The sequence below is a fragment of the Nocardioides sp. genome, assembly GCF_030150155.1.
Taxonomy (GTDB): Bacteria; Actinomycetota; Actinomycetes; order Propionibacteriales; family Nocardioidaceae; genus Nocardioides.
Genome location: NZ_JASLGR010000034.1, coordinates 140,230 through 155,201, shown reverse-complemented (window position 1 = coordinate 155,201; position 14,972 = coordinate 140,230). Strand labels below are relative to the sequence as shown.

General features: G+C 70.7%; 15 protein-coding genes. 9 read left to right on the top strand and 6 right to left on the bottom strand.

Annotated features, from left to right (window positions below; all coding sequences use genetic code 11):
* From Q1V88_RS10885 to Q1V88_RS10875, 3 genes are all read right to left on the bottom strand, one after another.
* Positions 1 to 1,278 carry an HNH endonuclease signature motif containing protein gene (locus tag Q1V88_RS10885; protein ID WP_300681213.1) on the bottom strand — a complete coding sequence of 426 codons (1,278 nt, stop codon included), beginning with the start codon at positions 1,276 to 1,278 and terminating at the stop codon, positions 1 to 3.
* Between the two features lie 449 nt (positions 1,279 to 1,727).
* Positions 1,728 to 2,081: a hypothetical protein gene (locus Q1V88_RS10880; protein ID WP_300681212.1), complete on the bottom strand. Its 354-nt coding sequence runs from the start codon at positions 2,079 to 2,081 to the stop codon at positions 1,728 to 1,730.
* 464 nt (positions 2,082 to 2,545) lie between these two features.
* On the bottom strand, positions 2,546 to 3,139 hold the full coding sequence (locus Q1V88_RS10875) for a DUF6318 family protein (RefSeq protein ID WP_300681211.1): 594 nt from the start codon (positions 3,137 to 3,139) through the stop codon (positions 2,546 to 2,548).
* 151 nt (positions 3,140 to 3,290) lie between these two features.
* Here Q1V88_RS10875 and Q1V88_RS10870 point away from each other — a divergent pair, with 151 nt between their 5' ends.
* On the top strand, positions 3,291 to 3,845 hold the full coding sequence (locus tag Q1V88_RS10870; RefSeq protein ID WP_300681210.1) for a hypothetical protein: 555 nt from the start codon (positions 3,291 to 3,293) through the stop codon (positions 3,843 to 3,845).
* 149 nt (positions 3,846 to 3,994) lie between these two features.
* Positions 3,995 to 5,341, top strand: coding sequence for an extracellular solute-binding protein (locus tag Q1V88_RS10865; RefSeq protein ID WP_300681209.1), 1,347 nt, complete (start codon positions 3,995 to 3,997; stop codon positions 5,339 to 5,341).
* 22 nt (positions 5,342 to 5,363) lie between these two features.
* On the opposite strand, the gene Q1V88_RS10860 is transcribed toward Q1V88_RS10865, so the two are convergent.
* Both Q1V88_RS10860 and Q1V88_RS10855 read right to left on the bottom strand, forming a co-directional pair.
* Complete coding sequence (locus Q1V88_RS10860; RefSeq protein ID WP_300681208.1) at positions 5,364 to 6,611, bottom strand: ribonuclease D; 1,248 nt, start codon at positions 6,609 to 6,611, stop codon at positions 5,364 to 5,366.
* Positions 6,608 to 7,207, bottom strand: coding sequence for a DUF3000 domain-containing protein (locus tag Q1V88_RS10855; protein ID WP_300681207.1), 600 nt, complete (start codon positions 7,205 to 7,207; stop codon positions 6,608 to 6,610). Before Q1V88_RS10855 ends, Q1V88_RS10860 begins: the two co-directional genes overlap by 4 nt.
* A gap of 69 nt (positions 7,208 to 7,276) precedes the next feature.
* Here Q1V88_RS10855 and hemE point away from each other — a divergent pair, with 69 nt between their 5' ends.
* Both hemE and Q1V88_RS10845 read left to right on the top strand, forming a co-directional pair.
* Positions 7,277 to 8,323 carry a uroporphyrinogen decarboxylase gene (gene hemE, locus Q1V88_RS10850; protein ID WP_300681206.1) on the top strand — a complete coding sequence of 349 codons (1,047 nt, stop codon included), beginning with the start codon at positions 7,277 to 7,279 and terminating at the stop codon, positions 8,321 to 8,323.
* Between the two features lie 78 nt (positions 8,324 to 8,401).
* Positions 8,402 to 8,611: a hypothetical protein gene (locus Q1V88_RS10845; protein ID WP_300681205.1), complete on the top strand. Its 210-nt coding sequence runs from the start codon at positions 8,402 to 8,404 to the stop codon at positions 8,609 to 8,611.
* A 15-nt stretch (positions 8,612 to 8,626) separates the two neighbouring features.
* Here Q1V88_RS10845 and Q1V88_RS10840 read toward each other — a convergent pair whose 3' ends face one another.
* Positions 8,627 to 9,523, bottom strand: coding sequence for a LysR family transcriptional regulator (locus Q1V88_RS10840; RefSeq protein ID WP_300681204.1), 897 nt, complete (start codon positions 9,521 to 9,523; stop codon positions 8,627 to 8,629).
* 176 nt (positions 9,524 to 9,699) lie between these two features.
* Here Q1V88_RS10840 and Q1V88_RS10835 point away from each other — a divergent pair, with 176 nt between their 5' ends.
* The 5 genes from Q1V88_RS10835 to hemQ all read left to right on the top strand — a co-directional run bounded on the left by Q1V88_RS10835 (position 9,700) and on the right by hemQ (position 14,953).
* A complete protein-coding gene (locus tag Q1V88_RS10835; RefSeq protein ID WP_300681203.1) occupies positions 9,700 to 10,884 on the top strand; it encodes an LLM class flavin-dependent oxidoreductase in 1,185 nt (394 codons plus the stop codon).
* A gap of 43 nt (positions 10,885 to 10,927) precedes the next feature.
* On the top strand, positions 10,928 to 12,145 hold the full coding sequence (locus Q1V88_RS10830) for an SfnB family sulfur acquisition oxidoreductase (protein WP_300681202.1): 1,218 nt from the start codon (positions 10,928 to 10,930) through the stop codon (positions 12,143 to 12,145).
* A 9-nt stretch (positions 12,146 to 12,154) separates the two neighbouring features.
* Positions 12,155 to 12,658, top strand: a complete 504-nt coding sequence (locus Q1V88_RS10825; RefSeq protein ID WP_300681201.1) for a flavin reductase family protein — start codon at positions 12,155 to 12,157, stop codon at positions 12,656 to 12,658.
* A 32-nt stretch (positions 12,659 to 12,690) separates the two neighbouring features.
* The gene (hemG, locus tag Q1V88_RS10820) at positions 12,691 to 14,082 is read left to right on the top strand and encodes a protoporphyrinogen oxidase (RefSeq protein WP_300681200.1); all 1,392 of its coding nucleotides are present in this window, start codon (positions 12,691 to 12,693) and stop codon (positions 14,080 to 14,082) included.
* A gap of 133 nt (positions 14,083 to 14,215) precedes the next feature.
* Positions 14,216 to 14,953, top strand: coding sequence for a hydrogen peroxide-dependent heme synthase (hemQ, locus tag Q1V88_RS10815; protein WP_300681199.1), 738 nt, complete (start codon positions 14,216 to 14,218; stop codon positions 14,951 to 14,953).
* The last annotated feature ends 19 nt before the right edge of the window (positions 14,954 to 14,972 follow it).

Genomic DNA, 14,972 nt, shown 5'->3' with positions numbered 1-14,972 from the left:
CTAGACCGGCCGGGGCAGCTCGCTGAGGGTCGTGGTGCCGGTAGTCGTCCGGAGGTAGGTCCTGCCGGAGGGGCTGGTCCAGAGGTAGAGGCCGGGTTCGAGGTGTTGGTACTGCCATCCGCTGTGGGTCTTGAGGCGGTGGTGGTGGCGGCACAGGGGTGCGAGGTTGGTGCTGGTGGTCTGGCCGGGCGGGCTGTCGGTGTTGTCGTTGGGGTTGTAGGGGGTGATGTGGTCGAGGTCGCAGGCTCTCGCGGGGCGGTCGCACCAGGGGTGGACGCAGGTCCGGTTGATCAGGATGGCTTGTTCCCGCATGGTCTCGGTGGGGACGTAGCCGTCGCGGGTGTGAGGTGCGGCGAGGTCGAGGACGGGGCGGATGATCACCTTCGTGCCCGCGGTGCGGCACCACTCCGTGACCCGCTCCACGGGGGCGAGGGTGTTCCCGGCTTCGACCTGGGCGACAGGTGAGTCGGGGGTGAGGTGGACGTAGGTGTGCACCACCCGCGTCACGGCACCGGGGGTCTCCCCAGCGAGGTGGCGTCGTGCGATCACCCCGACTGCCTTCGCACGGCGGACGTCCAGAGACTCGGGCTCAGAGTCCGGGTCGGTTGCGTCGAGGTCGGCGAGTTCGGCGGCGACGTCTTGGATCGCTGCCTCGAAGTCCGCCGCGTCAGCGGCATCCAAGCGTCCGAACACGTCCGCGAGGCCGTCGGGCTGCCCGGTCCCGGACACACTGATCGCCCGGCCCTCGGCTGCCGCCCTCGCCCGGGCGACCGCTGCGTCGGGGTCACTCAGGATCTCGGCGAAGATGACCATGCGTCGGAGCCGGGCCATCCCGACCCGATGCGCGATCGGGGCGATGGCCTCGTCGACGTACCGCGCACCCTCGGCCGGGACACCGCGCAGCGTCGCGGCGACCTGACGGGCCCGCCACACCTCCACCCTGCCTTCACGGACGGCAGCCAGAGTCTCGGGGAACCGCCAGGCCAGGTCCCACGCATCAGCGAGATAGGCCAGTGCGGCGCGTGGGCTCATCTGAGCGAAGGCAGCGAACTCCGCCACTGCTTCCTCCCCGATGCGAGGGCAGCCATCGCCACCAACGGGCATCTCCAGGCCGTACCGCTGCTCCGACGGACCCGCATCTGCCACCACCGTCAGCCAGCGGATCGCCTTGTCCAAGGCCTTCACCTCACGGCGACGGGCCTTGGCCTGGTCGGCACGCCAGCCCTCCAACAGTGCCTCGGCACTGCTGGTCACTCCCGCTCCGCCCTTCGGCTTCATACCCATCACAGTATGGGAAGCCACCGACAAAACCTGACGTCTCAGGTGGCCACGAGGATCTCCCCGTCTGGCTGGTCTCGGCCTCCAGCCGAAGGCGTCGAGCAGCCGGGCTAGGTGATCGGGCGTCTGGAGGAACAGTTCCGCTGGGGCCGTCGCCGTATGCCCCGAACGCAAGCATCTCGGTCACATGCGGTTCAACGGTCGCCCAGAGGCGTTCGACGACGATTGAATCCAGCGTCCCGGCCCATGCCGGCAAGGATCAGAGCGCTGAACCGATTTCCCCTGACAACGTGATCGACGAGTTCTCTGGCGGTCATCTCGGACGGCGTCGGCTTCCCCGCCCCCAGGAATCGGGCGGCAACTGCCGCACGGCAAGCTCGAACTCGATCGAGGCGGCGTCGATCAAGTCCATGGCCAGGCACTGCTACCAACCTCATGGCCGGGTACAGCTAGCGGTCGGCGCCCGCGAGCAGCGGCGTCGCGCTGCGCACCGTCAGGGCCTGGGCGGCCCCGGCGATCGTCACGGTGTCGGGCACGGCGGCCCACCCGCCGCCGTCCACCCGGTAGTCCGCCGACCAGGTCGTGTCGACCGCCGCCTTCACCGCACCCCGCTTCCGGTAGACGTGCGTCACCCCCATCGTCGGGTACCGCGCCCCCGGCTTCGCCGTCGTCGCCCCGCTGCCATCACCGTAGGACCACCGGAACCGTGACGGGGTGATCCGGAAGTCCACCCGGTGCCCGATCAGGGTCACGCTGGTGGAGAAGGCCTCGGCCTCGGTGAGGAAGTTCGTCGTGAAATTCACCAGCGTCTCCCCGTCCGGCGGCTGGATCTGGAGGGTCGAGCGGGGGAGGGGGATGCGCCGGAAGGCGGTGACGATGTCGGCGACGGAGGGGCCGGGTGGGGCGGTGGGGTCGGAGGGACAGTTGCTTGACTCGCCAACCAGGGCTCCCGACTCGGTGTAGACGAGAGTGTGCGTTTCGGGCGTTCCATCGGGGCAGTGAGCGGCTTGGTCGCAGGTTTGATTGCCCTGGAGTGCATCGGCACACACCGTGATGACTACGTCGTGGGTCGGCTCGCTGCTGCCGCTGCCGGAATTGGTCGTGGGTTCGTCACAGCCCCCGGACTGCTCTTCGACGCTCGTTTGAAAGTCGCTCGATCCCGTTCCCACACTGACGTCCGAACTGCCGCACCCGCCAGCGATCGCAGGGGAGGTGCCGAGGAAGGCGAAGTTCGGCAACAGCAGAAGGATTGCGACGGCTGGCCACCTCATTTTGTGGCCTCTAGGTGGCTGACGCTCCAACCGGGCGTGGCGCTGGTGAGAGTGAAGACGTCAACCGCAGTCGACGCTGGTTTGCGAACGTCCAACGCATCGTTTGGATAGTCGATCTTCTCGGGCGCGAAGCCGACACGCACGGTTACGGTTGCGAATGTGATGGTCTGGCCATCGTGCTTGCCGCTCGTTAGCCGCGTTGACGTCACGGTCGGGATGGCCCTGCCGCCTATGACTCGGCCGCCGCGGGAGTGGATGTCGTCGATGCCGCGGACCCCGGCGGAACAGGCGGTGCAGCCTGCAAGGCTCAACGCCTTGAGCGGCTTCGTGTCCCCACTCTCCTGGGCATAGTTCACGACCTCCCAGAAGTACCGCACGAACGCCTCGGCCCCTGCCTTCGTGTGCGCCTTGGCCGCCTCCGGCAGCACCGGCGCTGTCGTCTCCGACGGCGACGCGGTGGCGGAGGGCGAGGCCGTCGCGGAGGTCGTCGAGGGGGACGGTGTCGGCGGGGCCGGATCGGAGCCGCAGGCGCCGAGCGTGAGGGCTGCGAGGAGCGCGCCGAGGGCGGCGTACAGGCGAGTGCATCTCATGATCTGGCCTTCCCGAGTGAGCCCCCGACCAGTGGGGCTGGCCGAGGCTAACCCGCTCCGCACACCCCTCGCTAGAGGACTTTGGCCCCTGTGGAGAACGGCTAGGCTCGGGCGGGTGAGGGAGCCAACGCCACGCCGCCACCACCGGCCGATGCAGCCGGGAGACCGGTACTTCGAGGCGATCGAGTCCGGGGTCGATCCGGCGCTCCTGCGGGAGGCCGGGGACCAGGCCGCGACCCTGCTCGTCCGCGGTGCGCGGGAGTCGGCCGACCCCGAGGTCGCCGACCGGCTGCTCCACCTCGCCGATGAGGAGGGTATCGAGACGATCGCCCAGGTCTGGTCGGGCGCCCCTGCCGACACCCTCGCCGGCTGCCTGTGGCGACTCTTCCTGCTGCGCCAGTGGGTGCACCGTGACCCGGTCGGCGTCTCCCAGGAGTACGCCGAGGGGCGCACCGCCCAGGTCGCCCGGGTCGTCGCCGGTGTCGCCGACCCGCCCGGCCCCGACCAGCTCCGTGCGATGGTCGACGAGGTGCTGCGCGGGATCGCGGGCTCCGACTTCGCCGACGTGCTCTTCCGTGGCTCGGCCTTCGCCCGGGTGGTGGCCACCGGCAGGGCCCACCTGGACCGCGATCCGAAGCAGATGCTGCTCTTGGCCGAGCAGCTGGAAGAGGCCGCGCACGTCGAGTTGGCACATGGCCTGGTGTGAACGGTTAAAATAGGAGAGCACGCCGGGCCGCGGCAGCCCCGGGTCCCAAAATTAGCCGCCTAGAGCGGCCTTGCGCCGTGAGGCGCTCCCGGTCCGGCGTGCGCTACTCGTTTCGGAGGGCTGAGACACCCCTCGTTAGAGTGGTGTTCGTGTTGAAGCAGGTTGTCGCAGTTGCTGGTGTGCTCGTCCTGGCCGGTTGCGGAACCTCCACCTCGTCCACGAAGGCGACACCGACACCGACGCCGAGCCCGACCGGGGTCACCACCCCGGCGAAGCTGACCCTCGGCGTGTGGGGCAACAGCGCTGAGGTCCGGGCCTGGGGCACGGCGGTGGCGAACTACAACGCCGGCACCGACCTCGCCTCGGTCAACCTGACCTCCTGGTCCAGCGACGCCGCGATGATGACGGCGATCAACGACCCGAAGACGACGCTGCCCGACGTCTTCCTGATCTCGCGCGCCGACCTGTCCAAGCTGGAGGCGGGCAAGAAGGTCGAGCCGGTCGACGACTACCTCGACGCCCGCAACGTCGACATCGGGGACAAGTACTCCCGTGACGCCCTGGAGGCGCTGAGCAAGGACCAGCGCTTGGAGTGCATGCCGTACGGCGTGAACCCGTCGGTGGTCTACTACAACACCGACCTGGTCGACTTCCCCCGGATGCAGGCCCAGGGCATCGACGTGCCCAACATCCGCACCTCGAAGAGCTGGACCTGGGAGCAGTTCCAGCTCGCCGCCCAGCAGGCCGCCACCCACGACGGCGTCAAGCCGTTCGCGATCGACTCCACCCTGACCGCGCTCGCCCCGTTCTTCCTGTCCGCGGGCGGCACCCTCGCCGACGTCACCAAGTACGAGATGACGCTGGGCAACGACCAGGGCGTCGAGGCGCTGGACAAGGTGCTGCCGGTGCTGGCCAACCCGTCGGTGACCACCACCGCCTCGGCCGACCAGCAGCTGCGCTGGTTCAAGAACGGCAAGCTCGCGATGATGGTCGGCGACCGCTCGCTGGTGCCCGCGCTGCGGGCCGTCAGCGGACTGCGCTGGGACGTGCTGCCGATGCCGACCATCGACGACGCCACCACCACCGGCGACTACACCGCCCTGTGCCTGTCGGCGAAGTCCGAGCACATCGAGGCCGCCGCCGACCTGCTCGTCGGGCTCTCCTCCCAGGAGGGCGTCAAGCCGCTCGCCGCGACCGGCTACCTGGTGCCGGTCAACCAGCAGGTCGCCCTGACCGAGGACTTCCTCCAGACCGACCAGGCGCCGCTGCACTCCTCGGTCTTCACCTACACGGTCCGCAAGATGGCGATCCTGCCGTTCACCGAGCAGTGGTCCGCGATCGAGGAGGCCACCCGCAGCGCCGTGGACCGGCTCTTCGTCCCGGGGCAGATCCCGGTCGCCGTACAGCAGGCTGCCGAGGAGGTCGACGCTGCCGCGGCGCCACTGCTGGCCCAGGCCAGCATCGCCGCCAACCCGACGCCGACCGCGACCCCCTGATCGCCGCCGGCGGGTAGCCGGCTCAGGCCTCGGCGTCGAGGATCGCCGAGGTCAGCAGCGGCGCGGTCAGCGCGATTTGCCAGCCACGGGCCCCGTAGCCCGAGAGCTGACCGGTGACCTGGTCGAGCAGGTCACCGGGCTCGCGGGTGGCCGGAGGGGTCCACAGCACCCGACGCATGGTGTCGGGGGTGAGCAGGTTCTCCACCGGCAGGTGGCGCTCCTCGGCGAGCTCGGCCATCGACTCCTTGGCCAGGGTCAGCCGGGTCGAGGCGACCGGGTCGCGGTCGGCCCAGGCGCGGGCCGCGGGCGGTCCGTCGTGGCGCGCAGCCCGACCGGGCAGGTCCGACTCGGGGGTCTGGATCGCCCGCCCGATGGCGTCCAGCCAGCGGGTCGCGTAGCGCGAGGCGCCGCGGCCGTGGAAGCCACGCAGCCCCAGCAGCGCCGCCTTGTCGGTCGGCATCGCGGTGGCCGCGACCACGATCGCGGCGTCGGGGAGAAGACGGCTGGGCGTGGAGTCCCGCTCCGCGGCGATCGCATCGCGCTCGATCCACAGTTCCCGTACGGCGGCCAGGTGACGGCCCCGCATCTTGTTGCTGCCCGACACCCGACGCCACGGATCGACCTTGACGTTGGGTTCGAAGAAGCGCAGCGCGTCGAACTCCTGGCGGGCCCACTCGTCCTTGCCGGCGGCCTTGAGCTGGTCGATCATCGCCAGACGCAGTTCGGCCAGGACCTCGACGTCGAGAGCGGCGTACTCGAGCCACGACTCCGGCAGCGGCCGGGTCGACCAGTCGGCGGCGGAGTGCTCCTTGAGCATGCCGAAGCCCAGCACCGTCTCGACCAGGGTGCCGAGGCCGACCCGGGGATAGCCCAACAGGCGTCCGGCCAGCTCGGTGTCGAAGAGCTTCGTCGGGTAGAGCCCGATCTCGTTGAGGCAGGGCAGGTCCTGGGTGGCCGCATGTAGGATCCACTCGGTGCCGGCCAGCGCGTCGATCAGGGGCTGCATCGTGCTCAGCCCGATCGGGTCGATCAGCCAGGTGCCGGCACCCTCACGGCGCAGCTGCACCAGGTAGGCACGGTTGGAGTAGCGGTAGCCCGATGCACGTTCGGCGTCCAGGCCGACCGGGCCGGTGCCGGCGGCGATCGCCTCGGCGGCGCGGAGCAGTGCTTCGTCGGTGTCGACCACGCTCGGCAGGCCGTCACGCAGGGTCAGCAGGGGCACCTGGGGCGCCTCGGCGGCCTGGTCGGGCTCGGGTGTCACGTCGGTCATGAGCCTCGCTGTCCACGGCGGCTGGGCATGATGGCCACGCCCTCGGGCACCGGCGGCAGGCCGGCTGCGGTGCAGAGCAGTTCGCCCCACGCCTCGACATGGGGGCGGACGTCGAAGACGCCGCTCGGGGTGGCGACCGGGGTCCACGACGCGCGGATCTCGATCTGGGCGCTGGGCGGTTCCTCGTCCATCGCGCCGAAGCTCTCGGTGACGACCCGGGTGACGGTGCCCGACGGGGCCGCGAACGGGGCGTCGTGCGCCTCCAGGGCCTCGGTCAGCCAGGACCAGCCGACGCCGCCGAGCAGGGCGTCGTTGATCATCTCGGGGTCGATGTCGGCGCGCGCGTAGGCGACGCAGCGGAACGTGCCGCCGGCCCAGGCGTCGTTGCCGTCGGGGTCGTGCAGCAGGATCAGCCGTCCGGTGGCGACCTCGGTCTCCTCGACGGTGACGTCGGCACTGAGCGCTGTCGCGTACGGGGCGATCCGCTGCGGAGCGGGCATCTCCTCGCAGGCGATCTCGGGCCTCAGGGTCGCGGTTCGCATCGCGGCCATCGCCGCCTCGAACTCACGAGGCTGAGCCTCCTTCCGAACCACCACCCGCACACCATAAAACTGAATAACTCCTGAAATGTGCACCCACGCCGGGAGCGATGGGACGATCACGTCATGCGCGACCTCCAGCAGAGCCCGTTCCTCCGTGCCGCGCGCGGGGAGAAGCCGTCCCACACGCCGGTGTGGTTCATGCGGCAGGCGGGGCGCTCGCTGCCGGAGTACCTCAAGGTCCGCGAGGGCGTCGCGATGCTCGACTCGTGCATGGACGCCGACCTGATCACTGAGATCACGCTCCAGCCGGTGCGTCGCTACGGCGTGGATGCGGCGATCTTCTTCTCCGACATCGTGCTGCCGCTCAAGGCCGTCGGTGTCGACCTCGACATCAAGCCCGGCGTCGGCCCGGTGATCGCGAACCCGGTGCGCACCCTGGCCGACGTCGAGGCGATCCCGTCGCTGACGCCCGAGGACGTCCCCTTCATCACCGCGGCGGTGCAGAACCTGACCGCGGAGCTGGCCGGGGTGGGCGAGCACGGCACGCCGCTGATCGGCTTCGCCGGCGCACCGTTCACGGTGGCGTCGTACCTGGTCGAGGGCGGTCCGTCCAAGGAGTATGCCAAGACCAAGGCCCTGATGTTCGGCGCCCCTGAGATCTGGGACGCCCTGATGACGAAGATCGCCGACATCTCCGCGAGCTTCCTCGAGGTCCAGGTGGCCGCCGGTGCGAGCGCCGTGCAGCTCTTCGACTCGTGGGCCGGCGCGGTGCACCCGGCCGACTACGTCCGCTTCGTGCAGCCGTACTCCGCCCAGGTGCTGGAGCGGGCGGGGCGGCTGGGCGTGCCGCGGATCCACTTCGGGGTGAACTCGGCGTCCCTGCTGCCCGAGATGGCGTCGGCCGGTGCCGACGTACTCGGTGTCGACTGGCGTACGCCGCTGGAGCACGGCATCGCTGCGGCAGGGCCCGACCGTGGGGTGCAGGGCAACCTCGACCCGGCGCTGGTCTTCGCGCCGACCGAGGTGATGCTCGAGCGTGCCGCGACCATCATCGAGATCGGCAAGCAGGCCACGGGGCACATCTTCAACCTCGGTCACGGCGTGATCCCGTCGACCGACCCCGACCAGCTCAAGGCGCTCACCGAGTTCGTCCAGGCCTACCCGCTCTGAGCACGGTTTGAAGGCTCCCAGCCGGGGAAGAGTGTCGGTGCTAGGGCAAGGCACCACTTTCGAGGCAAGGGAGCCGTCATGGGTATCGGACTTGGCATCGTTCTGCTGGCCGTCGGACTGATCTTCGGGTTCGGCGCGATCAAGATCGACGGGATGGACAAGTACATCGCGTCGGACACGCTGGGATGGATCCTGGTCGCCGTCGGCGTCCTGGCGATCGTCCTGTCGCTGGTGATGAACAAGCAGCGTGGTGAGACGCGGCACGTCGAGGAGCGTCGCGAGGTCTGAGAGGCCCCGCCAGCCTCAGACTTGCGAGGCCCGGGAGCGCAGCGCCCCGATCAGGGCGCGCACGCTCTCGGGGTGACGTGCGCCCTTGCGGGTGAGCAGCACCATCCGGACCACGATCGGGTCGACGGCCAGCGGCCGGGTGGTGATGATCCCGGCGACGGCGAGCGGGTCGTCGTGCACGCTGAAGTCCGGCAGCACGGTGACGCCCAGGCCCGAGCCGACCATCTTCGAGCCCATGTCGGCGCCGTCGGTGCTGTGCAGGGCCGGGGGAGTGGCGTCGCCGAAGAGCCGCTTGGCGACGCGGTACATCACGTAGCCCTCGCGCATCGCGATGAAGTCGGCCCCGGCCAGGTCGGCGGCGCTGACGCTCTCCTGGCCGGTGAGCGGGTGGTCGCGGGGGAGGACGGCGACGGCGGTGCCGCGCATCAGCTCCACGCCGTGCAGGTCGGGGTGGAGCTCGTCCTCGACCAGCAGGTTGACCAGGCCGAGGTCGAGGGTGCCCTCGGCCAGCCCGACCTGGATCTCGCCCTGCTGGAGCTGGCGGATCTCGACAGGGGAGGCCGCCGGGCCGTGTTGGTGGGCGTGCGCGGCGGGCAGGAGCACGTGCGAGGTGCCGGTGTTGACCGTGCCGATCCGGATCGTGCGGCCCGCACCGGTGTGGCCGCTGGCGGCGTGGGCGAGCCGCGCGACGCCGTCGAGCACGTCGGTGAGGTAGGGCATCAGGCTGCGTCCGGCGGCCGAGATCCGGGCGCCGGAGCGGCGCCGGTCCAGCAGCGTCACGCCGAGCTCGCGCTCCAGCTTCGTGATCGCCTCGCTGATCGCGGGCTGGGAGACGTGCAGGTGCTCACCAGCACGGCGCAGTGAGCCGTGCTCGGCGACGGCGGCCACATAGTCGAGCTGTTCGATCCGCATGACAACAAAGTCTATGGTGTTACTGGATCTAGTGAAAGGCAGGGCCTCGCACTTCATCGTCGATGCCGAGCCTCGTAGGGCTTGTCCCTCTCGCTTTAGTGCATAAAACTAGTGGACATTACGTGGATGGGTCCTCCCGTCGACACCGAGCAGTCCGCCTGGCGAAGGAGCCGACCATGACCGAGAACGCGCTGACCTTCCACTGGTTCATCCCGACCAACGGCGGCGACGGGCGCCACGTCCTCGGCGGCGGTCACGGCGTCGCGATGGCGTCGGGTGGCCGGCCGGCGACGGTGCCCTACCTCGGGCAGATCGCCCGCTCGGCCGAGCAGCTCGGCTTCGAGGGGGCGCTCATCCCGACCGGGCCGTGGTGCGAGGACGCCTGGGTGACCTCGGCGATGTTGACCCAGGTCTCGGAGCGGCTCAAGTTCCTGGTCGCCTTCCGGCCCGACGCTGTCGCTCCCTATGTCGCGGCGCAGATGGCGACGTCGTACGCCAATCTGACCGGCGGTCGGCTGATGCTCAACGTGGTCACCGGGGGCGAGGACCATGACCAGCGGATGTACGGCGACTTCCTGGGCAAGGACGAGCGCTACGCCCGCTGCGACGAGTTCCTCACCATCGTCAGAGCACTGTGGCGGGGCGAGACCGTCGACTTCGCCGGCACCTACCTCTCGGTCGAGGACTCCTCGCTGCAGCACCTGCCCCACGAGATCCCGCAGGTCTACTTCGGTGGCTCCTCGGCGGCCGGCATCGAGGTCGCGGCCAAGCATGCCGACGTCTATCTGACCTGGGGCGAGCCGCCGGCGGCGGTCGCGGCCAAGATCGATCGGGCGCGTGAGGCGGCGGCACGCTACGGCCGCGAGCTGCGCTTCGGGGTCCGGCTGCACACCATCGCCCGCGACACCTCGGCGGCGGCGTGGAACGAGGCCGCCCGGATGCTCGACGGGATCAGTGACGCCGAGATCGCGCGGATGCAGGAGGGGCTGCGCCGCAGCGGGTCCGAGGGGCAGCGTCGGATGCTCGACCTGCACCACGGCTCGCGCGACGACCTGGAGATCCACCCCGGGCTGTGGGCGGGAGTCGGCCTGGTCCGCGGCGGTGCGGGCACGGCGATGGTCGGCTCGTACGCCGAGATCGCGGACCTGATCGAGGAGTACGCCGCGGTCGGGATCGAGGAGTTCGTGCTGTCGGGGTACCCGCACCTGGAGGAGTCCTACTGGTTCGGCGAGGGCGTCCTGCCCGAGCTGGCCCGGCGTGGCCGCTGGGTCAGCCCGCTGGCGCCGGTGCCGGTCCAGGCCGCGTCGGTGCCGTTCGGGTCGTCGGTGCGGGCGGGTGTCGCCGCCCCGACACCTTCCTGATAAAGTCTATCTAGACACTAGAGTTTTGGAACGGGGAGTCACGATGACCGAGCTTGATGTGACACGGGTGCAGGTTCCGGTGCTGAGCGCCGACGAGGCGCTGGCCGAGGCGTCCCGCCTCGCCGCCGACTTCGCTGTCGGGGCCGCCCTGCGCGACCGCGAGCGGATCCTGCCGCACGACCAGATCACGCAGCTGGCGGCCTCGGGCCTGCTGGCGATCACCGTCCCGGCGGCTTTCGGGGGAGCGGACCTGCCGTTCTCGGTGGTGGCCGAGGTGATCCGCCGGATCAGCGTCGCCGACCCGAACATCGGCCAGATCCCGCACAGCCACTTCGTCTACCTCAACCAGCTCCGGCTGCAGGGCAGCCGTGCTCAGCAGGCGCTGCTCTTCGGCGAGGTGCTGGCCGGGACCTTCTTCGGCAACGCCCAGTCCGAGGTCGGCACCAAGCACGTCCGCGACTACCGCACCACCCTGGTCGAGGTCGGTGACCACTGGCACCTCAACGGCACGAAGTTCTACTGCACCGGCGCGATCTTCGCCGACCGCATCCCCGTCCTGACCCACCTCGGCATCGACGGCCCGATGCACGTCGCCTGGGTCGACCGTAACGCTCCCGGCGTCGAGATCATCGACGACTGGGACGCCGTCGGGCAGCGCACCACCGCCTCGGGCACGGTGCGGTTCACCGAGGTCGAGGTGCGCGACGAGTGGATCACGAACTACTCCGACACCTTCACCGGCCCCACGACGTACGGCTCCTACGCGCAGCTGATGCACTCGGCGATCGACGCCGGCATCGCCCGGGCAGCCCTCGACGAAGCTGCGAGATTCGTCACTTCGAAGTCCCGTCCCTACCCCGACGCGGTCGCCGTGTACGGCGTCGAGCGGGCCGCTCAGGACCCGGTGATCGTCCGACTCTTCGGCGAGATGGAGCTCCGGGTCCGCTCCGCGGAGGCGCTGCTGAGCGTGGCGGGAGCCGCCGTGGACGCCGCCAACGCCGATCTGACCGAGGAGACGGCCTCGGCCGCCACCCTTGCCGTGGCCGCCGCCCGGGCCTCGACCACCGAGGTCTCGGTCGCGGTCGCGTCCGGACTCTTCGAGGTCGCCGGCACCCGTTCGGCCCTGACAGGTGAGAGTCTTGACAGGCACTGGCGGAACGCGCGGGTCCACACCTTGCACGATCCGGCAGCATGGAAGTTGCAGCACCTGGGTCGCTGGGCGGTCGAGGGGCTGCTGCCGCCCCGACACGGTCAGCTCTGAGAGGACGAGATGAGCACGTTTGCGACCAACCAGGATCTCGAGCCCGCGCGGCTGCGGAAGGCGTTCGGTATCTTCCCCTCCGGCGTCGTCGCCGTCGCTGCGGTCGTCGACGGTGAGCCCGTCGGGCTCGCGGCGTCCTCGTTCCGCTCCGAGAGCCTCGACCCGCCGCTGGTCTCCTTCTCGGTAGCGGCCTCGTCCAAGACCTGGCCGCAGCTGCGGCGGGCCTCGCACCTGGGCGTGACCGTGCTCGCCGCCCACCACGGCGACGTCGCCCGTCAGCTCGCCGGGGTCCCGGAGACCCGCTTCGCCGGCCTGTCGGTCAGCGTGTCCGACGACGGTGCGGTGGTGATCGAGGACGGCGTCGCGCACTTCGACACCACGATCTACCGTGAGGTCGAGGCCGGTGACCACATCATCGTGCTGCTCCAGATCCATGCCGTCGAGCACCCCGAGGAGGGCTGCCCCCTGGTCTTCCATCGCAGCGCGTTCGGCACTCTGGAGCGCCGCCCCTGAGGGAGGCCGACGCCGGGTGGGAGACTGGCGGGGTGAAGGTCGTCGTCATCGGAGCCGGTGTGGCAGGCCTGGTGGCCGCCCGTGAGCTGTCGCGTGCAGGTGCTGAGGTCGTGGTCCTGGAGGGCTCGGACCACATCGGAGGCAAGCTCCGCCTGGCCGAGGTCGCCGGGGTCAGGGTCGACGTCGGCGCCGAGGCCGCCCTGGCCCGACGTCCCGAGGCCGTCGACCTGATCGAGGCGCTCGGCCTGCCGCTGGTCCACCCGACCACCGCCACGTCCCGGATCTGGACCCGCGACGCGCTCCGCCCGATGCCGCCCTCGGTGATGGGTGCCCCGACCGACCTGAGCGCCCTGGAGGCCAGCGGCATCCTCACCGACGCCGCCCTGGAACGGGTCCGCGCCGAGGCCGACCTGCCGCTCACCACCGGCAGCGACAGTGACAGTGACGACGACGGCGACCGCGATGTCGCCGTCGGGGTGCTGCTCGAGGAGCGGTTCGGCGCCGAGGTGGTCGACAAGCTCGTCGACCCCCTGCTCGGTGGCGTGTACGCCGGTCGCGCGCGGGAGATCTCGGTCCGTGCCGCCGTACCGCAGCTGGCGGCGATGCTCAGCCGGGGCGCGCTCACCCCGCAGCTGTCCGCGATCCCGCGCGGCACCGGCGGACCCGTCTTCGCCGGGATCGCCGGAGGGATGGGCACGCTGCCGGCCGCCCTGGCCGCCGCCCTCGACGTCCGCACCCGGCAGCCCGTGGTGGCCGCCGGCCCGGCCGCAGCGGGCGAGGCCGGCCGCTGGTGGGTCGCGACCCCGACCGACCGACTCCTCGCCGACGCCGTCGTGGTGGCGGTGCCGGCCTGGTCGGCACCCGAGCTGATCGGCGCGCTCACCGGGGGCGAGGCCCTGGAGCTGCGCCACGTCGACCACGCTTCGGTCGCCGTGATCACCCACGCGTTCCGGATCGAGGACCTGCCCGGCGCCCCGCTCGACGGCAGCCTCTCGGGCTTCCTGGTGCCGCCCATCGAGGGCCGCCGGATCAAGGCCTCCACGTTCAGCTTCGCCAAGTGGGACTGGGTCCGTGAGGCCGGTGCCGCCGCCGGGGTGGTGCACCTGCGCACCAGCATCGGCCGCCACCGCGAGCTGCACGCCCTGGACCGCACCGACACCGAGCTGATCGCGGCCTCGCTGGGCGACCTCGCCGAGGCCACCGGCCTGCGGGTGGCCCCGGTCGACACCCACGTCCAGCGCTGGGTGCAGGGCCTGCCGCAGTACGCCGTGGGGCACCTCGACGCGATGCGCGCCCAGCAGGCCGCCGTCGCGGCCGTGCCCGGCGTGGTGCTGTGCGGGGCGGCGTACCAGGGCGTCGGGATCCCCGCGGTGATCGCCTCGGCCACCGCTGCTGCTGCGCGGGTGCTCGCCGACCTGGGGTAGCGGACCTGGGTCACCTGCTGGGGAAAGCGGCCTGAGGCCCGGCCCGGCGCCCGGTCGACCAGCACGTCACCCGACGGCGCGCGACCGAGGGACCCGCGTGCGCCGCCTTCGGGGCGGGCTGGATACTGGTTCTATGAGTGAGACCAGCAACGACCCGCAGGCCCACATCAAGTCGAACGCGGCCCGGATCAACGAGCTGAACGACGCGCAGCGGTACACGATGTGGTCGGTGTTCAAGGTCGAGCGCCCGATCGGTGCCGACGCGGCCACCCGCGACGCCGAGGCGGCCGAGCTGGAGGAGTTCTTCACCGAGCTCGCCGGCAAGGACGTCGTGCTGCGTGGCATCTACGACGTCGCCGGCCTGCGTGCCGACGCCGACCTGATGATCTGGTGGCACGCCACCACCTCCGACGAGCTGCAGGAGGCCTACCACGCGCTGCGCCGCACCGCGTTCGGCTCCCGGCTCGCCCCGGTCTGGTCGCAGATGGCGCTGCACCGCCCTGCGGAGTTCAACCGCTCGCACCTGCCGGCCTTCCTCGCCGACGAGCGCGCCCACGGCTACGTCGCGGTCTACCCCTTCGTCCGCTCCTACGAGTGGTACCTGCTGGAGGAGACCGAGCGCCGTCGCCTCCTGGCCGAGCACGGTCAGATGGGCCGCGACTACCCCGACGTACGGGCGAACACGGTGCAGTCCTTCGCCCTCGGCGACTACGAGTGGATCCTCGCCTTCGAGGCCGACGACCTGGGCCGCATCGTCGACCTGATGCGTCACCTGCGCGCCTCGGAGACGCGTCGCCACGTCCGCGAAGAGGTGCCGTTCTACACCGGCCGCCGGATCGCGATCACCGACCTGGTCACGGTCCTGCCCTGATCGACCCTCTTTCCTGACC

Bases quoted from the DNA above. Each gene is read 5' to 3' on its own strand.
- Q1V88_RS10885 (WP_300681213.1), bottom strand. From the start codon at position 1,278: ATGAAGCCGAAGGGCGGAGCGGGAGTGACCAGCAGTGCCGAGGCACTG.
- Q1V88_RS10875 (WP_300681211.1), bottom strand. From the start codon at position 3,139: ATGAGATGCACTCGCCTGTACGCCGCCCTCGGCGCGCTCCTCGCAGCC.
- Q1V88_RS10870 (WP_300681210.1), top strand. From the start codon at position 3,291: ATGCAGCCGGGAGACCGGTACTTCGAGGCGATCGAGTCCGGGGTCGAT.
- Q1V88_RS10860 (WP_300681208.1), bottom strand. From the start codon at position 6,611: ATGACCGACGTGACACCCGAGCCCGACCAGGCCGCCGAGGCGCCCCAG.
- hemE (WP_300681206.1), top strand. From the start codon at position 7,277: ATGCGCGACCTCCAGCAGAGCCCGTTCCTCCGTGCCGCGCGCGGGGAG.
- Q1V88_RS10845 (WP_300681205.1), top strand. From the start codon at position 8,402: ATGGGTATCGGACTTGGCATCGTTCTGCTGGCCGTCGGACTGATCTTC.
- Q1V88_RS10840 (WP_300681204.1), bottom strand. From the start codon at position 9,523: ATGCGGATCGAACAGCTCGACTATGTGGCCGCCGTCGCCGAGCACGGC.
- Q1V88_RS10835 (WP_300681203.1), top strand. From the start codon at position 9,700: ATGACCGAGAACGCGCTGACCTTCCACTGGTTCATCCCGACCAACGGC.
- Q1V88_RS10830 (WP_300681202.1), top strand. From the start codon at position 10,928: ATGACCGAGCTTGATGTGACACGGGTGCAGGTTCCGGTGCTGAGCGCC.
- Q1V88_RS10825 (WP_300681201.1), top strand. From the start codon at position 12,155: ATGAGCACGTTTGCGACCAACCAGGATCTCGAGCCCGCGCGGCTGCGG.
- hemQ (WP_300681199.1), top strand. From the start codon at position 14,216: ATGAGTGAGACCAGCAACGACCCGCAGGCCCACATCAAGTCGAACGCG.